The organism is Motiliproteus sp. MSK22-1, from assembly GCF_001968815.1.
Taxonomy (GTDB): Bacteria; Pseudomonadota; Gammaproteobacteria; order Pseudomonadales; family Balneatricaceae; genus Motiliproteus.
In genome coordinates this window covers 164,554-185,342 of sequence record NZ_MIEQ01000027.1, presented here as the reverse complement: position 1 = coordinate 185,342, position 20,789 = coordinate 164,554, and the positions used below count along the sequence as shown (strand labels likewise).

Genomic DNA, 20,789 nt, shown 5'->3' with positions numbered 1-20,789 from the left:
GACCCAGCGGTTACCATGCGGAGCCCCCATCAACCGATCAGCATCACGGAAATAGTTCAATCAAGGATTGAAACTGATGATCAACTCAAATACTAATGATTTTCTAAGCAATAATGCCAGGGCGCTGAAATCCAGGGTTTCCAAAACGGCTTATCAGGGCATAACCATTGCTGTATCAGCCATTATTATTGCGACGCTACTGGCCTGTTATTATCATTTTGGGGTTATCAGTATCGATGGCATTATCAAAGTGCAATCCACCAATTACGCCCTGTGGATACTGGATACCATACCGTTTGTATTTGGAATTTGGGGACAATACTCCAGTACAATCATTGCCTACGAAGCAAGTGCTCTGGTATTTGATCAAACACAGGAGTTACGAGAAAGAGCCGATGATTTCGAAAAAAAGGCTCACCATACAGCAACTCATGATCTGGTCACGGACCTTCCTAACAAGGCGTTGTTTTATGACCGGGTGGAGCAAGCGGCGCTAGCCGCCAACGTTATCAATGGCAGTTTATCCATATTGCTGATTGAGGTCGGTAATTATAAGGAAGTCAACGACACTCTTGGACGCAACAGCAGCGACAGCTTGCTTAAACAAATTGCTGCTCGCCTTAAAGGAGCATTTCCCGCCCCTGCTTCTATCGCCAAAATCGACAGCAATGTATTCAGCCTGCTGTTATCCGAAGCACACAGTTATCATGAAGTGCTGGCAATTGCCAAAAACATCCATAGCGCTTTGGAACCGGTCTTTTTCGTAGATAAAGTAAAACTGTCGGCCCATGTTAATATCGGTGTGGTGAACTTTCCCGACCATGGAGAGGATGTGGACACTCTGGTACAAAGAGCAGGTGTTGCATTATACATGGCACAGGAATCCAGCAACGGCCTTGCCATCTACGACTCCTCCTTTGATGCTCACAGTCCGCGACAATTGACCCTTATGAGCGAACTCGGCCAAGCCATTGACCGAAACGAACTGGAACTCTATTACCAGCCCAAGGTTAGTATTGATAACGGCAAGATTTATGGAGTTGAAGCTTTGGTTCGTTGGAATCATCCAACACACGGGCTTATTCCACCCGATGATTTTATCCCTCTGGTCGAGCGTACAAGAACGATACAGACGTTGAGTTCCTGGGTGCTAAAACGAAGCTTCGAGCAGTGTGCCATCTGGCATCAACAAGGACTGGATCTGAAAGTCTCTGTCAATCTGTCGGTGAAAGATCTGCATAATCCAGAGTTACCGGACCTGATAGCCGGTATACGCAGCAGCACGGAAGTTGAGCCCGCCTGGATTATTCTGGAAATCACCGAAAGCTCAATTATGACTGATCCGGAAATGGCGCTGGACATCGTTCATCGCATACACCAAATGGGGTTTCAATTCTCCATTGATGATTACGGGACGGGATACTCTTCACTTTCCTATTTAAAGAAGTTACCGTTAATCGAACTCAAAATTGACCGTTCTTTTGTATCTGACATTCTCACCAGCGATAATGATGCTGTTATTGTTAATGCCACCATTAACCTGGCTCATAATCTTGGTTTTCAGGTTACCGCCGAAGGTGTGGAATCTCTGGAAATACTGAACGCACTGCACGATATCGGTTGCGATATCGCTCAGGGATTTTATATAGCTAAACCGCTGCCAGTATCAGAATTCAATGCCTGGATTGCCGCTTCAGAGTGGACAACCATACCACTACTGGAAAGCAATTCATCTTCAGCTCTATAGCCTACGAAAGGCATGTTTTAGCAACTATCTGAAAAATAACTGGCCGTTTTTGATATCAGCCGCACAGACATAGGACATAAGCATTAGAAACAACCAAATGACTGATATTAGCTGGATAAAGAAACATTTTGATGAACTCGACATTGAGCAATTGTATGATCTGCTCAAATTACGGGTTGATGTGTTTGTCGTACAGCAGCAGTGCGCCTATCCCGAACTGGATAACAAGGATAAGGATTCAGAGACCATTCATTTACTAGGTATTCAGCAGGGAAAGCTTATATCCTATTGCCGAATACTGGCTCCAGGACAGAGTTATCCGCAGCCCAGTATTGGCCGTGTAGTTGTGGCTGACAGCCATCGAGGGCAAGGCCTGGCGGGGGAAATGCTACAGATGGCCATAAGGTTATCAAATCTCAGCTGGCCTGAGTATGACATTAAAATCGGTGCGCAGGAGCATCTACTGTTGTTTTACCAGTCACATGGTTTTTCACCCGAAGGCCCAAGCTATCTCGAAGATGGCATTCCTCATGTAGATATGATCTTGCAGCGGCCTCCAACGACTGAATAAAACGTTATAGCCAGAACAATTGCCACGACCATACACCCGAGCAGCAAAATCAAAAATATTTATCTATGCTTATCGATGTACCGCTGAATTTGTATCGAGGGTGACACGATGAATACAGAAATAGACCACGGTCTTTCCGCGCAGGAAACCGAGCAAATATTACAGGCAATGAATTCAGAGCGGGCCAACGACCTGTTACTCTACGCACAGGTTTATGGTAAACAAAGTGGTGCTAAATCCGCTAGCTTGGTGGGACTTCATGAAGATAGCATGGAACTTGAACTGGAATTTTTGTACTCCACGCCGAAGCGATTAAGCATACGATTTAGTGAACCCATCAAAGATGTTAAGGATGCATTGCTACATTTCGATCAATTGGCCCAAAAAGCCCATGCGATCTTAGGCCATACCGACAATGAGCCATTGGGACGAACGGTTTACAATATGCTGCCAGAATGGATGAAGCATTGACCAGCAGCTAAGATATTCTATCGCTGGCTTCAAACTGATCAAAAGATGCTGTCTTCTATGCCAGGTTTACAGTTGTCTGATCTCTGCTAGGTTTGGCTTAGGCTTGGGTTTGTACTGCCAGAACAGTCGGACCCGTTTCGGGCTAATCAAACCATTCAACATCGGCGACAAACATATACCCTGCGCCATAGACAGTTTTGATTATTTTAGGATTCTTGGGGTCAACTTCCAGTTTTTTGCGGATTCTGGACATGCGAACGTCGATGCTACGATCAAAGGGCATCGACTCTCGCCCCATCAGGCGTCCCATTAGCTGATCTCGTGATAGCACCTGCTTGGAAGACTTCAGCAACACACACAGCAATTCAGATTCCGCAGAGCTCAGCTCTTCCTGATGTCCGTCACCCGCCGTCAAGGTCAAGGTTGAAGGGCTAAATGTCCAATCATCAAATTTTGCTCTGGTACAAAAGGATTTATCACCGTCCTGACTGATCGACTCCAATCGACGACAGACACTCTTTACCCGGGCAACTAATTCTCTGGGATCAAAAGGTTTGATGATGTAATCATCCGCCCCAACCTCCAGCCCAAACACCCGGTCAGGCAAACTCCCGCGTCCGGTGAGAATAACAACGCCTATACGGTGTTGCTCACAAAGCTCGCGAACCAACCCCATGCCATCCATATCCGGTAACCCCAGATCCACAATACACAGATCCGGTAATTTGCGACCAATCTCCTTCGAGGCTTGACCACCAGTGGTAAACGCTTTGGTTTCAAAACCAAAGTTCTGCAGCTCATCGCAAACCAGAGAGGCGATATCCTGCTCATCTTCAATGACATAAATAAGTTTCTTTGTGGTCACTGCGGCTTTAGTCCTTCTTCTCAAAGCAATAAATTGCCGATGAGATATTTTCTAAATTTATTATCAGGTTCAGAATCCCAGAGCATAACTGCATCCTGTTTTCTATAACCCAATTGACTTGTTTGTTGGTATCTTTAGCATCGATCAAAAAACTTGTCAGGATACCTTTGCCAGATTTATAGCGTTACGAAGAGCCTCCTTCTCGAATGGCTTATGCAGCATAGTAAATGATGCTACCCCTTCTCCTCTGGGGTCGTTCTCGAACGAATAGCCACTGATTAAGACGATCTTGCACTCCGGTCGCACCTGGTTCAAGCTCCTGGCCAAATCAAATCCGTCCACTGCCCCTGGCATCATCACATCCGAAACCATCCCATACAAACCGTCCAGACTTTCAATGAGTGCTAACGCTTCATCACCATCGCTGGCTTCGATAACACCAAAGCCCATCTCAGTCAGCTGATTACGGATGACAGCCCGTACATCATCATCATCTTCCACCAACAGCATCAGTTTACCGGTAAAATCATGACCACAGACTTGCTGAGGGTCGGGCTGCTGTTGAGCTAACATTTCCTCAGGTACGGTTGGCAACAGTAACGATACACTGGCCCCTTGCCCCGGTTGACTGTCCAGACGGATATAGCCACTGGATTGTTTGACAAAACCATAAATCATACTCAACCCTAAACCCGAACCGGCACCGCCGGATTTGGTGGTAAAAAATGGTTCAAAAGCGCGAGTTAAACTTTCAGCAGAAAAACCTTCTCCGCTGTCTTTTACCAAAATTTCGATATAGTCTCCGGGTTTTACCGCTTCGTCGTATACCACTGGCCCCCTGATAGTACGGGCATGAACTTCGAAACGCAGATCTCCTCCCTTTGGCATCGCATCTTTGGAGTTTAGCGCTAAATTCACCAACGCATTTTCAAGCTGACTGGGATCAGCAAACGCCCGATGACCACCCCCGTTACCCTGATAATGGACCTGAATATTACTGGGCAACGAACCTTGCAACAATGCGATACAATCGCTGATCAAGGCTTCAACATCGACAGCGGTTGGTGTCAAGGGCTGGCGTCGGGAGAATGCCAGCAAACGACTGGTAATATCAGCACCGCGGCGACTGGCTCTAATCGCTGGAGAAAGATATCTCTCTATCCCTTCAACCGATTGATACTGATCTCGGACGATGTTGAGATTACCCAGTATAATGGTCAGTAAGTTATTGAAGTCATGAGCCAATCCCCCGGCAAGCTGACCCACAGCATTCATTCGCTGCGCTTCGGCCAGCTTTCGCTCAGCCTCTTTTTCACTGGTAATATCCAGTGACAGATTCAGCATACCCGTAACAAAACCTTCAGCCGATTTATGGGGGATTAGTATGCGCTTGGTAATAACGTCTTCCCCGCCTCGTTCGAAGTGGTATTCATAGACCGTCTTTTTACCATTAAGAGTACGCTGAACGGTCTTCCAGATATCATTCAGCATCTCCTCTCCCATGACCTCACTAACCGTCTTGCCGACAACCTCCTCTTTAGTCATGCCAAACATATCCGCATAACCCTGATTAACAAAACGATAGCGCAGGTCTTTACCGACATAAGCGATTTGTGCGGGAAGTGCATCCAAAATAAGCCGTTGACGCTCTTCTGTTGTCGCCAGCTCTTGTGTACGGGCCTTCACCTTTAAATCCAGGGTTTGAATATTGCCACTGAGACGCTGCACCATGTCATCAAAAGTGCGGGCCAGCACCCCCAGTTCATCATCACGTTGGATACCGCTTTGCGCCGTCAAGTCTCCATTGCTGACACGGGCCGCAGTCGCCGCCAGGCGGTTTATTGGCGATGCTACCCGGGAAACAAAGAAAAATGCCAATACTGTCGCAATGGCAAGAGCAACCAGTGCAATAGTCATGATCCGTTCACTGAGCAGCTCGGAACTACGGCGAAGTTCGTCCACATACACGGACGAACCTATGTACCAGTCAAAACCATCTAAATGCCGGACCAGAGATATTTTGTCATAAATATAGTTACCAGGATCAGAAGGCTTATCCCACTTATACAGGTGCTCCCGCCCGGTATCAGCAACCTCCATCAATTCTCCTGCAATAGAGTTCTGCGTCACAGGGTTTCGCTGATCTTTAAAGTTAATACCGTCCAGATTGGGGTTCGGATGAATTAGCATGTTATAGCTGGAATCAAAAATATAGAGATAGCCTGTTTTTGCTATTTTTATCTGGGACAAGGCGCTTCTTAATTCTGCAATTGCAGACAGGGTGCGCTGATGCACCTCATCTTCAATATCATCCAGATAAAGCCCGGAACCTATCACTATCCCCCATTTGGGAAAATTCTTTACATAGGAAATCTTATCAATCTCCTCCGGTTCACCCAGACGACGCCATTTATATTGATAAAACCCCTCTCCATCGGCCTGCGCCAGCTCAATAATTTTCGGAATAATGACCTGCCCTTCATTACTCCTTAAAGATGAGGCATCAGCACCATGAAAACGGGGGTCAGGATGAGATAGCAGCACCGCATCGTAACTGGATACCCAAATATAGTCGTTATTGCCGTAGGTAAAGTTGCGAAGTCCCTCAAACACGCGCTCTCGGGCTTCCTCTCGGCTCATAAAACCAAGTTCCACCTGATCAAACGCATCCTGGGTATATGCCTCTGCTAAAGATACAACGGTTTTTAGTTGACGCTTTTGATTCTCCAGCGCCTGTTGACGGTAGGTTTCCAGATTGAGGTACATCTTGTTAGCCAACTCAAAAACGTTATTGAGGGCTATATGGCTGGCGTTTCGTTCGATATCGTAGACGGTGTCTTTAATCAGTGGAACCGAGTAAAAATACACAGCCATAGAAAACAGAGTGACAATCAAAACGATCACTGAGAAGAAACGTTGTGCTAACTTAGAACGAAACATCAGGGCTTATTGTTCTACCTACTCTTAACAGCTTTCAACCAGCATCCAGCACAGCTTTCAACCGGCATCCAGCAGACTGTTTGTTACCTGCGGATCAAAACCATCACTCAGGAACTCCCTCCCTTATCATCACTCTCGTCCCACCAGCCACATAGTACCTTACGTAAACTGTAACCTCAGGCCTTTTAGACTAAAGTCGCCCACAAATTCAGGCAAAACTCGCTAAAAGTTACATTTCGTAATAATTCAGAGAAATTGTAGCAACACTTTGTCTTTAAATTGTCCTCCACTGACCGAACAAAAATAACAACACTGCACTTTACGTTAACGTAAATAACAATAACGTATTTTGCAGTAAGGGAAGCGATAATGAGCCAAGACTATATTCTTGAGAGCCGTAACCTGATCAAAGAATTCAAGGGATTCACTGCGGTAGACGATGTTAATCTCAAGATCAAACGCGGCACAATCCACGCATTGATTGGCCCGAATGGCGCTGGTAAAACCACAGTGTTCAATCTGTTGACTAAGTTTCTGACACCGACAAAAGGTCAGTTGCTGTTCAACGGAAAAGATATTACCAAAGAAGATTCCGCCTCAATCGCCCGCCTCGGTGTTGTACGATCTTTTCAGATATCAGCGGTGTTCCCTCATCTCACTGTCGTAGAAAATGTCAGAATTGCGTTACAGCGCAAACGAAATGACAGTTTCTTTTTTTGGCGCTCCGAGAAAAAACTCGATGAACTCAATGACCGCGCTCTGGAGCTGCTGGACTCGGTAGGCCTCAGGGATTTTGCTTCAGCCAGAGCTGTAGATCTGCCCTACGGTCGAAAGCGTTCTCTGGAAATAGCCACCACTCTCGCTTTGGATCCTGAACTGTTACTTCTGGACGAACCCACTCAGGGCATGGGCCATGAAGATGTCAGCGTTGTGTCAGAGCTGATAAAGGAAGTGGGTAAGAACCGAACAATCCTGATGGTCGAGCACAACCTGAATGTAGTAGCAGATCTCTCCGATACCATCACCGTGCTGCAGCGTGGAGCCATTCTTACCGAAGGCGACTACCAGACTGTTTCAGCTGATCCCAGAGTGCGTGAAGCCTACATGGGTGTAGAAGCAGACCAGCCAGTCAATGACGAATCACAACCTGAGAATAATAACAACGTCACAGGGGCTGCCGTATGAACTCCATTATGAACACCCAATCCACTCGAGAGAAAATTCGCATCAGTGATCTTCACGCTTTTTACGGTGAATCACACATTCTTCATGGTATCGATCTTTCAATAAAACAGGGCGAGCTGGTCACCCTGTTGGGAAGAAACGGTTCAGGCCGTTCCACAACATTGCGTGCCATCATGAATATGGTTGGAAAGCGTACCGGATCAATCAACATTAACGGTCACGAAACCATCGATATGTCCTCGCACCGCATCGCCCATCTCGGCATCGGATTTTGCCCGGAGGAACGGGGCATATTCTCAAGTCTTAACGTCGAAGAGAATCTGATGCTACCGCCTAATGTTCGATCTGACGGAATGTCAGTAGAAGAAATATACGAAATGTTTCCCAACCTGGCCGAACGCCGAAAAAGTCAGGGCACACGATTATCCGGCGGTGAACAGCAGATGCTTGCAATGGCCCGTATTCTGCGCACCGGTGCCAACATTTTGTTACTCGACGAAATTACTGAAGGCCTGGCACCGGTCATCGTTCAAAAACTGGCGGAAGTCCTGACCAAACTGAAACATCGGGGTCTGACCATCCTGTTGGTGGAACAGAATTTCCGCTTTGCCGCTCCGATTGCTGATCGCCACTATGTCATGGAGCACGGCCATATTGCCGAAGAGGTTCATGCCCATGAACTGGCAGCCAAAACCGAACTGCTGAACACTTATCTGGGTGTATAGAAGCACGACCGATCAGCCCCTGAATTAATGAAATTACAAAAAAAAAACCGTACTACAAAAACAAAAACTGGAGAATACAATGAATTTGATGCGTAAATCGCTGATCACTTCAGCACTGGCAGCTGCTATGGCCGTTTCAGCTACCGCACAGGCATCCCTGTCAGACGACAAGGTTAAGATCGGTGTGTTAGCTGATATGGGCGGTGTGTATGCCGATATCTGTGGTCAGGGCTGTGTTGAAGCTGTGAAGATGGCTGTTGATGATTTTGGCGGTACTGTACTGGGCAAGCCTATTGAGGTTGTTAGCGCCGACGATCAGAACAAGCCCGATATCGGATCTGTAAAAGTTCGTGAGTGGGTCGAGAAAGATCAGGTGGATGTGGTTACAGGCATGGTTTCATCCGCAGTAACCGGAGCGGTCACCAAAGTTCTGACAGCAAATGAAAAAATAGCCCTGATTGCAGCGTCTGCAAGCCATGCATTTACCACCAAGGCCTGCTCTCCATTTAATGCTCACTGGACCTACGATGTTGTATCTCTGGCAAATGGTACGGTCAAGCCTACGGTTCAGTCCGGCAAGAAAAAATGGTTCTTTATTACCGCTGACTACGCTTTCGGCCATGCACTTGAAAAAGTTGCAACCGGTGTTATCAAGGAAAACGGAGGGGAAGTTGTCGGAGGTGTTCGCGCACCGCTGGGAACATCTGATTTTTCCTCCTACATTCTACAGGCTCAATCTTCTGGTGCAGACGTAATCGCATTGGCAAATGCCGGTTCCGATATGGTCAATTCACTTAAAACTGCAGCAGAATTCGGCTTGACTGAAATGACCGATGTAGCAGGTCTGCTTGTATTTACCCCCAACGCACTGGCACTGGACCCAGAGGTCGCAGGTGGTATGAAGCTAACCACGGGCTTCTACTGGAATATGGATGATCAGACCCGTGCTTGGTCTAAGCGATTCATGAAGCTTAACAATGGCAAGATTCCAGCCATGCCTCATGCAGGTGCATATTCGGCGACGATGCATTATCTAAAAGCCGTTGAAGCCGCTGGAACTGATGAATCAAAAGCAGTGATGGCTAAAATGAAGGAAACTCCGGTAGAAGATTTCTTCTCACGAAACGGCTACCTCCGCAAAGATGGTCGTATGGTCCACGATATGCTGCAAGTTCGTATCAATACTGCGGACGAGCGTAAAGGATCTAACGATGTATTTACCATCGAAAAAGTCATTAAAGGTGACGATGCCTTCCTTCCGCTGGATAAAGGCGGCTGTGCTTTTGCTCTAAGCCAGAAGTAAATGCTTAGAGTCTGCTAAACCCGGGGGGTGGCACCAGTCGCCCCCAACTCAAGATGAATAACAATTATAAAGGGAGCCGTTTTGTGTGCTCCACGGATACGCTTTAGGTGCTGTTATGGCAACATTTCTTGGAATCAATCTTTTCGGCCTTTTCGGACAGCTTTTGGTCGGCCTGATCAACGGCTCCTTCTACGCACTGCTGGCGCTTGGTCTGGCAATTATTTTCGGCCTTCTCAAGATCATCAACTTTTCCCAGGGTGCTCTTTACATGCTTGGAGCCTTCACCGCCTGGATGGCGCTGGAGTACCTGCAAATAAACTACTGGTGGGCTTTATTTCTGGTTCCTCTTACAGTCGGTGCATTCGGCATATTACTGGAACGGTTTCTTATCCGCCCCATTGCCAACGAAGATCACCTCTACAGCCTGCTGCTCACCTTTGGAGTCGCACTTATATTACAAGGTCTTTTCACCGACTGGTTCGGCTCATCAGGCCTGCCCTATGCCATTCCGGAAGAGTTAAAAGGTGGTACAAAACTGCCGTTCATGTATCTGCCCAATTACCGAGCCTGGATTATCATATTTTCATTAACTGTCTGCGCTGCAACCTGGTTCATGATTGAAAAAACCAAACTCGGAGCCTATCTGCGCGCAGGTACAGAAAACCCCCAATTGATGCAGGCATTCGGTATTAACGTACCACTCATCGTTACTCTGACTTACGGTTTTGGTGTTGGACTCGCTGGACTTGCAGGAGTGCTGGCGGCACCTGTTTACTCAGTCTCCCCTGAAATGGGGTCCAATATTCTAATCGTTGTGTTCGCCATAGTGGTTATAGGTGGTATGGGCTCTATTGGCGGTGCGATTCTAACCGGACTAGCCATGGGAATTATTGAAGGGCTAACCAAGTACTTTTATCCAGAAGCCTCTAACACCGTAATATTCCTGGTAATGGTGCTGGTACTGCTGGTCAAACCTTCGGGCATGTTCGGTAAAGAAGCTTAAACACTGTTTATTTAAAAAATAATTCAGATAAGTACTTTAAGAAAGAGCTTTCAACAGAAATACGACTGGATCGCGCCCCAGAGCGCTGTCTACGAGGTCATAATATGAAAAATAAAAAACTCAACCTTGCTATCTTTGGCTTGGCCTTGCTTGCACCATTCGCCCTCTATCCGGTATTCCTGATGAAGGTGCTCTGTTTCGCACTATTCGCCTGTGCCTTTAATCTGCTGCTGGGATTTGCAGGTCTACTCTCATTCGGCCATGCCATATTCCTGGGAACAGGAGCCTATGTTACCGGCTACCTTATGCTGACTTACAGCATTACTCCAGAAATAGGCATTGTTGCAGGAGTCATCGTTTCTGCCCTTGTCGGATTGGTTTACGGAAAACTGGCCGTTAAACGAGAAGGGATTTACTTTGCCATGGTAACTCTGGCATTAGCCCAGCTGATGTTTTTCTTCTACCTTCAAGCACCATTTACCGGCGGAGAAGATGGTTTACAGGGAGTGCCACGAGGAGCCCTGTTTGGCTTAATTGATCTGACTGACAATATGGTCATGTACTATTTTGTTCTGGCTATCTTTGTTATTGGTTTTTTATTGATCTATCGGACCGTTCACTCCCCATTCGGCCAGGTACTGAAAGCCATTCGAGAAAATGAGCCCAGAGCTATCTCACTGGGCTATAAAGTTAATCAATACAAATTGCTGGCCTTTGTTCTTTCCGCCGCATTGGCGGGACTGGCAGGCTCAACCAAGGCATTGGTCTTCCAACTGGCTTCCCTTAATGATGTTCACTGGTTTATGTCAGGAGAGGTTGTGTTAATGACCCTTCTGGGGGGTATGGGGACCATCTGGGGACCGGTTTTAGGCGCAGTCACGATTGTCGGCCTACAGAACTTCCTTGCCTCTGGTCCTTTGGCAAATTATATCCATGTAGTCATGGGCGTCGTATTCATCCTTTGCGTGCTGGCCTTCAGAAACGGCCTGGTAGGTGAACTACAAAGGTTGGTGAAGAAGAATTTCTAGTAGTCTCTCCTCCCCTGCTTCAAACATTGCACCTCCCTTCCAGAAGGGTGCCTTCCCCGGTTCGCCGGGGCTTTTTCCTGAGATGACTAGCAGGAAAATCTATGTTTGATCAGTACTCCCATCCTGATTTTTCCTTTCAGCATACAAAGCTAACATCAGAGCTGCGAACGAACAGGCACCAAAACCAACCGCCAGTGGTATCAAAGTATCGTTATAAAATCGCCCTGCAATAACAGAAACAAGGGCTGCTACAAGACTTGAAACGGAAGCAATCAAGGAAGCCCCTAATCCGGCAATATGCCCCAAGGACTGCATGGCCATCGCATTGATATTTCCAAAGATAATTCCAACACAGAACAGCATCAGAAAACAAAGACCCATAAAACACAAAAAGGGTGGGATGCCGTTATATAGTTGCGTAACAACCAGCAAGAGAGTACTGCTAATAATAAGCCCGATCAGCGCACTTCTGGTCAGAAAAAACATACCATAACGCATAACAAGCTTGCCGTTAGTCAAAGAAGCAATGCCTATCCCCATTGCCAACACAGCAAAATAGAGAGGGAATAAAGTCCCTGTTTGATAAAGATCCTGAAAAATAGCCTGAGAAGTATTGTAATAAGCCAATTGCATTCCAAAAATAAGACCGGCTATCAGAGTGTAAGCCATAACCTGCTTGTGCTTCAGGACTGAAACAGATGACCGATACAAATAGGGGACAGAAAAGGGCCGGCGTTTACTGACAGGCAAGGTTTCAGGCTGCCTCCAGCTGAACCAGATAGCGACGATAATCCCATGTAGCAAAAATACGTAGAATATCCCCCTCCAATCCATCACTAATAGAATCAATTGCCCGAAGGCCGGCGCCAGCATGGGAACAAGAATAAATATCATCATGATAAACGACATGATTCGAGCCATTGCGTCTCCGGAGTATTGATCCCTTATCAATGCTCTGGAGGCTATTTTAGGCCCTGACAAGCCAATCCCCTGAATCACCCGCCCGATCAGCAACTGGTGCAACGAATCAGCTGCCATTGCAGTTGAAGTGCCCAGACAATAAATGGTTATACCAATCAAAATCGCTTTCTTACGCCCGATACTGTCAGAAAGAGGGCCGAAGAAAAGCTCACCGGCAGCCATGCCAACAATTAGCATGGTGATAATAAGATGGGTGTCATTCAAGTTTGATAGTGCCAGGGACTGGCCAATAGCAGCATAGGCAGGCAAAATCGCATCTATGCTCAAGGCCGTCAGAGAGATCATCAGTGCAAACAATGAAACAAACTCAGCCAGGCTGAGCGTAGATCCCTTAGTCATTGTGCTGCTACCGTCCATGCTTTACCTGAGTCCAGACTAATTTGTTGTAAATTATGAAAAATTCGCAAACTATCGGGCAAGTCTGCCGATCAGGATAGAAACAAGCAACTGAAATAAGGATTCGATGAATGGAATTGCAGATTAATCCAGAGGTCGCCTCTGTATTCAATAGCTATCCACCACCCGTGAAGGAAGCGCTTTTAACTCTTCGAAAACTCATTTTCGAGACCGCTTCGTCAACTACAGGTGTTGGGCAATTAGAAGAAACTCTAAAGTGGGGAGAACCTTCCTATCTAACCAGCCAATCGAGAAGTGGCAGCACCATAAGACTGGCATGGAAGCCATCGCGTCCTGAGGTTTATGGGATCTATTTCAACTGCAAAACCACTCTGGTTGATTCCTTTCGAACGCTGTTCCCGGGTGATTTTACTTTTGAAGGCAATCGAGCCCTTATATTCAAAGCAGGAGATCCCATTCCCAAAAAAGAATTGGAATATTGCCTGGCAATGGCATTAACCTATCATCTGAACAAATAGCCAAAACAGAGGACAATACATGTCAGAGCAAGAATCAAACCTGCAATACATTGCCGAAACTGTCAGGGATGCCTGTATTGAAGCCGCTTTAGAGGGCTACGAAAATGCTGCAATCAGCGGTCTTTGCCGAGAAGGGGCCTGGGAAGCTGCAATTAGTTCCATTCGCATGGTCGATATTGAGGCGATCCTGAAAAAACAGGCTGTTCCATCAGGAGCCTAAGCAGTTTAACGAGATAGCTGCCGAATCCCTTGCTCCATCCCTTCCAGAGTTAATGGATACATATGTCCTTCCAGCTGCTGTCGGATCAATTGAATACTGTGGGTATATTCCCAGGACCGTTTGTGACTGGGATTCAGCCATATAACCTTTTCCCAGGTATCAATAATACGCTGTAACCATAGCTGTCCCGGTTCATCATTCCAGTGCTCAACGCTCCCCTGAGAATGCAATAACTCATAAGGGGACATCGCGGCATCACCCACAAAAATGACCCGGTAATCACGTCCGTAGGTATGTATCAGGTCAAGAGTTGGAATGGTGTCATTAAAGCGACGCTGATTATTACGCCACACTTTCTCATAAACACAGTTATGGAAATAGAAGTACTCCAGATGCTTAAATTCAGAACGAGCCGCTGAAAACAATTGTTCGCATTCTTTGATATAAGGATCCATAGAGCCACCGACATCAAAGAACAACAGCACCTTGACCGCATTATGACGCTCTGGGATCATCTTCAAATCCAGGTAGCCAGCATTTCGGGCAGTAGAGCTAATAGTATCGTCCAGATCCAACTCTTGCGCAGCACCAGTGCGGGCAAACTTGCGCAGTTTTCGCAGAGCCACCTTGATATTACGGGTTCCCAGCTCAACACTGTCATCCAGGTCTTTGAACTGTCGCTTTTCCCAGACTTTTACTGCCCGTTTATGGCCGCTTTCACCCCCTATTCGCACGCCTTCGGGATTATATCCCCCATGACCAAAGGGTGAAGTACCTCCTGTACCTATCCATTTGCTTCCACCCGCATGGCGACCTTCCTGATCTTTAAAGCGCTCCTTTAACGTTTCCAGCAGTTTATCCAGGTCACCTAAGGACTCGATCTTTGCTTTCTCTTCATCGCTCAATAGTCGCTCAAATTCCTTACGCAACCAGTCATCAGGAATTAACGCCTCGATAAAACCTTCTACTTGCTGCAGGCCATGAAAATAACTTCCAAATGCGCGATCAAAGCGATCAAAATATTTCTCATCTTTCACCAAACAGGCCCGCGACAACAGGTAGAAGTCATCCAGGCTGGCGAAAGCCAGATGCTTCTCCAAAGCCTCCAGCAGTACCAACAATTCCTTAATCGTAACAGGTACCTGGGCTTTACGCAGATTAGTAAAAAAGTCGATAAGCATAGTCGGATTGACCTCATGCTATTTATTCAAGGACAGAAACATAACAATGTGTCAAACCGAAAGTATCGATTCGACTTCTTTTAACGAGATTCCCGACGCGCCATAAAGGCTAAACGCTCAAGCATATGAACATCCTGTTCATTCTTCAGCAATGCCCCGTAAAGCGGTGGAATAGCGTTGCTGTTGTCCTTGTTTTGAAGTACTTCGGCAGGAATCTTATCGGCTAGCAACAATTTCAACCAATCAATTAATTCAGAGGTGGACGGCTTCTTTTTCAAACCGTTAACCGAGCGTACCTGAAAGAAAATTTCCATCGCTTCCTGGACCAGCTTTTTCTGAATATCAGGAAAGTGAACACTGATAATATCTTCCATTGTTTCCTTATCCGGGAACTGGATGTAATGGAAGAAACAACGACGCAGGAAAGCATCGGGAAGTTCTTTTTCATTATTGCTGGTAATGATGATAATTGGACGATGGGCAGCCTGAACTCTCTGCCCTGTTTCGTAGACAAAAAACTCCATTTTATCCAGCTCTACCAACAGATCGTTAGGAAATTCGATATCAGCTTTATCAATCTCATCAATTAACAACACTACAGGCTCATCAGCTTCAAAGGCCTGCCAGAGCAACCCTTTCTTAATGTAGTTATTGATATCCTGGACTCGCTCATCACCTAATTGAGAATCTCGTAATCGAGAGACGGCATCATATTCATACAGCCCTTGCTGCGCTTTAGTCGTAGACTTGATATGCCAGCGCAATATAGGTTTTCCGAGGGCCTCGGCAATCTCTTCTGCCAACATGGTTTTTCCAGTACCAGGCTCCCCTTTTACCAGCAGAGGGCGCTCCAGCGTAATAGCAGCATTGACTGCCATCCTTAAATCATCGGTGGCTACATAACGGTCTGTGCCTTCAAATCGCATCAACAGGCTCCGGTATCTGATTCATTAATTCGAAATGGATGACAGCCAGTGTATCAGAACAACGTCATTGCTGTCGTTGACAAAAACGCTCAGTTATCAGCCATGGCAGGTACGACTTCGACACAGAATATGGGGGCTCTGGGAAGAAGTCGCTCCAGCGTAACTACTTCCCACTGACAGGAAACAGGTCCTTGATAGACCCAATAGATCCCAGTAACGAAGAAGCCTCGTACGGAAGGAAAACCCGCTCTCCTTCCTTTGCAATGGTCGGGAGGGTTTTCATGTATTCCAGTGCTATCAAATAACTGAGAATCTGCTCTTCTTTAACTGTTTCTCCGGCCGCCTCCATAATGGTAGTGATTGCCTTTCGTTGGCCTTCGGCACGAAGAATCGCCGCCTGTTTCTCACCTTCAGCGACGTTAATTTGTGCTTCCTTATGACCCTGAGCTTCAGTTACCGTGGCACGACGCTCCCGTTCTGCAGACATCTGTTTACGCATGGCCTGCTCAACCTCATCCGGGACAATAATATTCTGCAATTCTACCCGATTGATTTTAGTCCCCCATTTATCGCCAGCCTGGTCGAGAGTTGTAGTTAAAGCGATATTTATTTCCTGACGGCTTCCTAACAAACGATCCAATTCCAATTCCCCGACCTTACTTCGCAGTGAGGTTTGAGTCAGTGTCTCAATTGCCTGAACCAAATTTTCCACCGACAACACCGCATCCTTTGGTGTAATAACCTGAAAATACAGCGCGGCATCAACTAATACCGTGACGTTGTCCTTGGTAATAACCGCTATCTTGGGGAAATCAGCAACCATCTCACGTCGATCAATTCGAACAGACTCCGTAGTAATCGGTATCTGCACGCCATCAATATTTTGGTAACGGCGCATCTGAATGGATCTGGCTTTATCAAAGAAAGGGATAAGCAGATGCAACCCCTGGTCAAGGGTGCGGTTATATTGCCCAAGACGTTCAATCACCATTGCCTCACTCTGCTGTACGATCACCAACCCTTTAACCAGAAACAGCACTACAACAACGGCCACCACTGTGATAATTATCGTGGTGGCATTAATGTCGATATTTTCCATTTGGTTCTTTCCTTTTAATTTATCTATCAAGCGTTTCAGGGTTCGAGTCGACGATAGCGACCATTGCAGTGATGCCGGAAAACTCTTTTACCTCTACTTGCTGGCCCACCTGCAATTCCCCGGCATTTTGTTGCACCAACCGGGCTGGAAAAAAATCCCCCTTAATGACGACCCCCAAGCGATCTTGTTGAGAAACGATAAGGCAAATTTGTCCCAATGAGCCACCGTCCCCAGTAACGGAAACGGGGTCTGACGATACGCCTGCTTTCTTATACCAATGCACAAAAAGAGGAGTTAGTATGGCTGCAGCGACCGCCGTTGCTGCGATCTGCACCCACAAAGGCTGATCCATCAACGCAGCAACGGCTCCCGCTATACATGAAACGCCAATGGCCAGGGCGACAAACCCCAGCCCCAGCATTTCCATCGCTGCCAGAGCCAAAGCCAAAATAACCCAGAAGTGCCAGGTTTCAAATACTATCGACATTGAACGCTCTCCATTTCAGTTTTACTACCATGCCAGAGGACAGACTTTAGGCTTGGTTTTATTGTCTATCAATAGCCATCTTCAATATTCTTGTATAAAAACAAAGTTTCACAGCTCTTCTAAAGAGCCTGCCAGCAACTCTGCGAAGAAACCACTATTCATTATCCCTACAAAAGATTCTAAGGATGCCCGCAAATAACTACCTGAGCAAAAATAAGTACTCACAGATAAATAGAGGCTTCCTAGTAAATAATCAGTTCACAGTGCAAAACCTATCAGGCAGAATCGGGTGTTGTTTTCCAAACTACTGATGATATGAATAAACTACATCCTTCATTAAAACCTCATGCCGAGGCTGTAAAACCAACGCTGCCTCCAGGGGATCTGTGGGTATTCGCTTATGGTTCTCTGATGTGGAACCCTGGATTTGAATATCTGGAACACAGATCTGCCCGTCTTTTCGGTTATCACCGTTCACTCTGTGTATGGTCTTACGTGCACAGAGGCACGGTTAAAAAACCGGGGATGGTTTTAGGTTTGGATCGGGGGGGCTCCTGTTGTGGCCATGCATTTCGCATCGCCTCAAAGGACATCTCAACAGTGACCGAATATCTTTATGCCCGTGAAATGCCAACGACCATTTATCAGGCGAAACTTTTACCCATTCATTTTGGAAAACCCGGAAGCTCTGCCCAGGCACTAAGCTTTATCGTCAACAGAGATCATGAGCAATACGCAAAGAAAATATCCCCTCAATATGCAGCAAAACAGATACAACACGCAAAAGGAATCAGTGGAAGCAGTCAGGAGTATCTTTCCAACACGTTGGAGCACCTGAAACAATTAGGAATTACCGATCATCGACTGCAGAATATTGCTGATCAGCTCAAGCAGCTGGCCAATTAAAACAGGATCAGCCACTTATCCAATAGTAACTGATCTTCTTAAATAGAGGTTGATCTTGGCACCTACTTAATGGGTGTTGACAACACCTCCAGATCTTCTACCAACGAATCACCCAACTGAACATTATTGTCGGACCGGCCAATAGCATCCTGAGTTCCCTCAACGGAAGTACGCATAACACTAAGCACCTGCGCAGAGCCTTGTAACTGGTCTTGCAGCTGATTAATTACGGATTCGGCAGCCCGGGCATTTTCTTTTGCCATTGTGGACAACCCATCCAGACTCTCCACCGTACCATGGGCTATTTCACGACTATCAACGATCCGAGCAGTTACACCCTGCTGTTTTTGAATAATGGAATTGGAAATATCCATTATTTTAGCCATTTCACTTTGAATCTTTTCGGCAGAACCATTAGCTGTGTTGGCCAACGCACGTACTTCATCAGCAACCACCGCAAAACCTCTACCATGTTCGCCGGCTCGAGCCGCTTCGATAGCAGCGTTCAAAGCCAACAGGTTTGTTTGATCAGCAATCCCTTTTATCGACTCAACCAGCTGATTAATCGTCTGGTTGTTTTCGTTAAGGCTTTCCAGCAACCCGGTGAACTCCTGGATATTCGTTTCAGCCAGCTGAATTTTTTCCGCTAATTCGTTGAGTTGCGTAACACTCTGTTCACTCGTAGACATTGTCTGTTGAGCAGCATTCACAGCCTCACTCGACAAAGCTTCAACTTGCTGAGATTGCTCGATAAAACTTTCGACTACCTGAAGGCTGTGTTCAACTTCCTCCAGACGCTGCATTGAGGTTTCATTCATTTTCCTGGAGTTATTCGTCATCTCCAGGGCCTTTTTTTGAGGAGCAGCTTCGACCAATCGATCAACAAGACCTGCCTTGCGCTGCAACAAAGCAAGTTCATCTTTATCAATTAATTCCTGAGAGGAGCTAGCAGAACTTTTTTTTGAAAAGAACACAGGGCAGATTCCTTATAATGACCAATAATTTATTAGGAAACACAGGGCTGGCAGTGGTTTGTAGCACATTTACCAGAAACAGTGTTTCGATTATTATTCTTTGATTCTTAATCAAGCCTCTACGTTCGTTACGACTGAACATATCGACAACTGTTATTTCCATTCCAGACAGTTTACTACCTGCTATCAGAGAGTCTGCTAACAGTTCGGTTTATTCTCCTTTTAATACAAAAGGTTCATGAGGTTCGATATTACCGTCATTCATCAGTTCATCAAGCGTTAGTTGGTAACTGGGAGCAAAAATCTCCAGAAAATAGTCAACTTCAGGCAGGGCCGCTTCTTTTAGCCTGGCTTCCACATATCGCTTGGCTTGATCAAACTCTCCATTACCGGCTTTTAACTCTACCTGACACTTTAGATAAGCAGATAGTGTATCGGCAGCTTTGATTAACTGACGATAGTCTTCAGGCAGATTGTCCTCAAGCATCACTTCGGCAAAATCGTCCTGCAGCTCCGCTGGCAGTAGATTGATCAACTCAGCACCCGCAGCCCTTTCAATCGACTTATAGGCATCTCGTATATCTGTAGAGTGATATTTGATTGGTGTTGGCATATCCCCGGTAATCACTTCACTTACATCATGGTATAGCGCTGCTGTAGCCAGTCGACATGGATCAATAGAACCTCCGTAAAAACGGTTGCGGATCAATGCCAGTGCATGGCAGATCGTTGCTACATCCCAGCTATGCTCCATAACATTTTCCGGGATCGTATTGCGCTTCAATCCCCAGCGCTGAACCCAGCGAATCTTGTTAATGTATGCAAAAAAATGACTACGAACATTCATTCGATGACAGGGTCCTCAGAATGGTTTGAAGAAGATCCGTTCGTTCCTGTTAACAGCTCTACTGAATAATAACACCATAAGTATTTACTAACAGGGCAATCAAGGATATTAAAGCCTCATCACAATCCACTCATCTCAATTAAACTGTCGCTCCAATCAGACAAACCTCAACGAGACTGTAGAACTTAGTGAAAAATACAATAATAGTATTATTTTTCAATAAATTAAGTGAACAATAACGTCAAATTCAGACTCTTCCTTCCGCTTTGGTTTTTCCGACCACAGCTTGGCTCGTCAACATATGGATAAAACTAACACATTGTTTTTTAAGACGTAAATTCTTTATAGAAAAACTTTGTCGGCCAATAGCTACACTAATCAGAATATTTAAAGCCAGCTCGGTTACGATTTTCTCTACCAGCGTCTTTGTAAAAACATAACTCTTTGTTATTTAT

21 protein-coding genes are annotated in these 20,789 nt (G+C 46.1%); 12 read left to right on the top strand and 9 right to left on the bottom strand.

Going from position 1 to position 20,789, the window contains the following annotated elements; all coding sequences use genetic code 11:
• Window positions 1–76 precede the first annotated feature (76 nt).
• From BGP75_RS07010 to BGP75_RS07000, 3 genes are all read left to right on the top strand, one after another.
• Window positions 77–1,747, top strand: coding sequence for a bifunctional diguanylate cyclase/phosphodiesterase (locus BGP75_RS07010; protein WP_076717017.1), 1,671 nt, complete (start codon window positions 77–79; stop codon window positions 1,745–1,747).
• 97 nt (window positions 1,748–1,844) lie between these two features.
• A complete protein-coding gene (locus BGP75_RS07005) occupies window positions 1,845–2,318 on the top strand; it encodes a GNAT family N-acetyltransferase (RefSeq protein WP_076717014.1) in 474 nt (157 codons plus the stop codon).
• A gap of 108 nt (window positions 2,319–2,426) precedes the next feature.
• Complete coding sequence (locus BGP75_RS07000) at window positions 2,427–2,789, top strand: DUF2470 domain-containing protein (RefSeq protein ID WP_076717012.1); 363 nt, start codon at window positions 2,427–2,429, stop codon at window positions 2,787–2,789.
• A gap of 142 nt (window positions 2,790–2,931) precedes the next feature.
• Here BGP75_RS07000 and BGP75_RS06995 read toward each other — a convergent pair whose 3' ends face one another.
• A complete protein-coding gene (locus BGP75_RS06995) occupies window positions 2,932–3,654 on the bottom strand; it encodes a response regulator transcription factor (RefSeq protein ID WP_076717010.1) in 723 nt (240 codons plus the stop codon).
• Window positions 3,655–3,810: 156 nt separating this feature from the next.
• Entirely contained in the window at window positions 3,811–6,594 is a 2,784-nt protein-coding gene (locus tag BGP75_RS06990) for a cache domain-containing protein (protein WP_076717008.1), read from the bottom strand.
• 369 nt (window positions 6,595–6,963) lie between these two features.
• On the opposite strand from BGP75_RS06990, the gene BGP75_RS06985 reads away from it, so the two are divergent.
• From BGP75_RS06985 to BGP75_RS06965, 5 genes are all read left to right on the top strand, one after another.
• Entirely contained in the window at window positions 6,964–7,779 is an 816-nt protein-coding gene (locus BGP75_RS06985; RefSeq protein WP_076717006.1) for an ABC transporter ATP-binding protein, read from the top strand.
• Window positions 7,776–8,504: an ABC transporter ATP-binding protein gene (locus tag BGP75_RS06980; protein ID WP_233152867.1), complete on the top strand. Its 729-nt coding sequence runs from the start codon at window positions 7,776–7,778 to the stop codon at window positions 8,502–8,504. Before BGP75_RS06985 ends, BGP75_RS06980 begins: the two co-directional genes overlap by 4 nt.
• Before the next feature lie 79 nt (window positions 8,505–8,583).
• Window positions 8,584–9,807 carry an ABC transporter substrate-binding protein gene (locus BGP75_RS06975; protein ID WP_076717004.1) on the top strand — a complete coding sequence of 408 codons (1,224 nt, stop codon included), beginning with the start codon at window positions 8,584–8,586 and terminating at the stop codon, window positions 9,805–9,807.
• Window positions 9,808–9,922: 115 nt separating this feature from the next.
• Entirely contained in the window at window positions 9,923–10,810 is an 888-nt protein-coding gene (locus BGP75_RS06970; protein ID WP_076717002.1) for a branched-chain amino acid ABC transporter permease, read from the top strand.
• 104 nt (window positions 10,811–10,914) lie between these two features.
• Window positions 10,915–11,838 (top strand): branched-chain amino acid ABC transporter permease, encoded by a 924-nt coding sequence (locus BGP75_RS06965; protein ID WP_076717000.1) that lies wholly within the window; start codon window positions 10,915–10,917, stop codon window positions 11,836–11,838.
• A gap of 99 nt (window positions 11,839–11,937) precedes the next feature.
• Here the strand turns inward: BGP75_RS06965 and BGP75_RS06960 are convergent, their stop codons facing one another.
• Window positions 11,938–13,158: a multidrug effflux MFS transporter gene (locus tag BGP75_RS06960; protein WP_233152866.1), complete on the bottom strand. Its 1,221-nt coding sequence runs from the start codon at window positions 13,156–13,158 to the stop codon at window positions 11,938–11,940.
• 128 nt (window positions 13,159–13,286) lie between these two features.
• On the opposite strand from BGP75_RS06960, the gene BGP75_RS06955 reads away from it, so the two are divergent.
• Complete coding sequence (locus BGP75_RS06955) at window positions 13,287–13,694, top strand: DUF1801 domain-containing protein (RefSeq protein ID WP_076716996.1); 408 nt, start codon at window positions 13,287–13,289, stop codon at window positions 13,692–13,694.
• Window positions 13,695–13,713: 19 nt separating this feature from the next.
• A complete protein-coding gene (locus BGP75_RS06950; protein WP_076716994.1) occupies window positions 13,714–13,914 on the top strand; it encodes an acetyltransferase in 201 nt (66 codons plus the stop codon).
• A gap of 5 nt (window positions 13,915–13,919) precedes the next feature.
• Here the strand turns inward: BGP75_RS06950 and BGP75_RS06945 are convergent, their stop codons facing one another.
• Window positions 13,920–15,095 carry a VWA domain-containing protein gene (locus tag BGP75_RS06945; RefSeq protein ID WP_076716991.1) on the bottom strand — a complete coding sequence of 392 codons (1,176 nt, stop codon included), beginning with the start codon at window positions 15,093–15,095 and terminating at the stop codon, window positions 13,920–13,922.
• 80 nt (window positions 15,096–15,175) lie between these two features.
• Window positions 15,176–16,021 (bottom strand): MoxR family ATPase, encoded by an 846-nt coding sequence (locus BGP75_RS06940; RefSeq protein ID WP_076716988.1) that lies wholly within the window; start codon window positions 16,019–16,021, stop codon window positions 15,176–15,178.
• Between the two features lie 48 nt (window positions 16,022–16,069).
• Between BGP75_RS06940 and BGP75_RS27570 the strand changes: the two genes are divergently transcribed.
• Entirely contained in the window at window positions 16,070–16,198 is a 129-nt protein-coding gene (locus BGP75_RS27570) for a hypothetical protein (protein WP_255395927.1), read from the top strand.
• On the opposite strand, the gene BGP75_RS06935 is transcribed toward BGP75_RS27570, so the two are convergent.
• A complete protein-coding gene (locus tag BGP75_RS06935) occupies window positions 16,185–17,120 on the bottom strand; it encodes an SPFH domain-containing protein (protein ID WP_143821000.1) in 936 nt (311 codons plus the stop codon). The genes BGP75_RS27570 and BGP75_RS06935 overlap by 14 nt on opposite strands.
• Window positions 17,121–17,139: 19 nt before the next feature.
• Window positions 17,140–17,607 carry an NfeD family protein gene (locus tag BGP75_RS06930; protein ID WP_076716985.1) on the bottom strand — a complete coding sequence of 156 codons (468 nt, stop codon included), beginning with the start codon at window positions 17,605–17,607 and terminating at the stop codon, window positions 17,140–17,142.
• A gap of 315 nt (window positions 17,608–17,922) precedes the next feature.
• Between BGP75_RS06930 and BGP75_RS06925 the strand changes: the two genes are divergently transcribed.
• Window positions 17,923–18,513 carry a gamma-glutamylcyclotransferase gene (locus tag BGP75_RS06925; RefSeq protein WP_083704669.1) on the top strand — a complete coding sequence of 197 codons (591 nt, stop codon included), beginning with the start codon at window positions 17,923–17,925 and terminating at the stop codon, window positions 18,511–18,513.
• A 62-nt stretch (window positions 18,514–18,575) separates the two neighbouring features.
• Here the strand turns inward: BGP75_RS06925 and BGP75_RS06920 are convergent, their stop codons facing one another.
• Window positions 18,576–19,487, bottom strand: coding sequence for a methyl-accepting chemotaxis protein (locus BGP75_RS06920; RefSeq protein WP_076716983.1), 912 nt, complete (start codon window positions 19,485–19,487; stop codon window positions 18,576–18,578).
• Window positions 19,488–19,698: 211 nt separating this feature from the next.
• On the bottom strand, window positions 19,699–20,334 hold the full coding sequence (yfbR, locus tag BGP75_RS06915; protein ID WP_076716981.1) for a 5'-deoxynucleotidase: 636 nt from the start codon (window positions 20,332–20,334) through the stop codon (window positions 19,699–19,701).
• Window positions 20,335–20,789: the final 455 nt, after the last annotated feature.

Bases quoted from the DNA above. Each gene is read 5' to 3' on its own strand.
- BGP75_RS06945 (WP_076716991.1), bottom strand. From the start codon at position 15,095: ATGCTTATCGACTTTTTTACTAATCTGCGTAAAGCCCAGGTACCTGTT.
- yfbR (WP_076716981.1), bottom strand. From the start codon at position 20,334: ATGAATGTTCGTAGTCATTTTTTTGCATACATTAACAAGATTCGCTGG.
- BGP75_RS06975 (WP_076717004.1), top strand. From the start codon at position 8,584: ATGAATTTGATGCGTAAATCGCTGATCACTTCAGCACTGGCAGCTGCT.
- BGP75_RS06935 (WP_143821000.1), bottom strand. From the start codon at position 17,120: ATGGAAAATATCGACATTAATGCCACCACGATAATTATCACAGTGGTG.
- BGP75_RS06990 (WP_076717008.1), bottom strand. From the start codon at position 6,594: ATGTTTCGTTCTAAGTTAGCACAACGTTTCTTCTCAGTGATCGTTTTG.
- BGP75_RS06960 (WP_233152866.1), bottom strand. From the start codon at position 13,158: ATGACTAAGGGATCTACGCTCAGCCTGGCTGAGTTTGTTTCATTGTTT.
- BGP75_RS06950 (WP_076716994.1), top strand. From the start codon at position 13,714: ATGTCAGAGCAAGAATCAAACCTGCAATACATTGCCGAAACTGTCAGG.
- BGP75_RS06930 (WP_076716985.1), bottom strand. From the start codon at position 17,607: ATGTCGATAGTATTTGAAACCTGGCACTTCTGGGTTATTTTGGCTTTG.
- BGP75_RS06940 (WP_076716988.1), bottom strand. From the start codon at position 16,021: ATGCGATTTGAAGGCACAGACCGTTATGTAGCCACCGATGATTTAAGG.
- BGP75_RS06970 (WP_076717002.1), top strand. From the start codon at position 9,923: ATGGCAACATTTCTTGGAATCAATCTTTTCGGCCTTTTCGGACAGCTT.
- BGP75_RS07000 (WP_076717012.1), top strand. From the start codon at position 2,427: ATGAATACAGAAATAGACCACGGTCTTTCCGCGCAGGAAACCGAGCAA.
- BGP75_RS07005 (WP_076717014.1), top strand. From the start codon at position 1,845: ATGACTGATATTAGCTGGATAAAGAAACATTTTGATGAACTCGACATT.
- BGP75_RS07010 (WP_076717017.1), top strand. From the start codon at position 77: ATGATCAACTCAAATACTAATGATTTTCTAAGCAATAATGCCAGGGCG.
- BGP75_RS06955 (WP_076716996.1), top strand. From the start codon at position 13,287: ATGGAATTGCAGATTAATCCAGAGGTCGCCTCTGTATTCAATAGCTAT.
- BGP75_RS06965 (WP_076717000.1), top strand. From the start codon at position 10,915: ATGAAAAATAAAAAACTCAACCTTGCTATCTTTGGCTTGGCCTTGCTT.
- BGP75_RS06985 (WP_076717006.1), top strand. From the start codon at position 6,964: ATGAGCCAAGACTATATTCTTGAGAGCCGTAACCTGATCAAAGAATTC.
- BGP75_RS06925 (WP_083704669.1), top strand. From the start codon at position 17,923: ATGAATAAACTACATCCTTCATTAAAACCTCATGCCGAGGCTGTAAAA.
- BGP75_RS06980 (WP_233152867.1), top strand. From the start codon at position 7,776: ATGAACTCCATTATGAACACCCAATCCACTCGAGAGAAAATTCGCATC.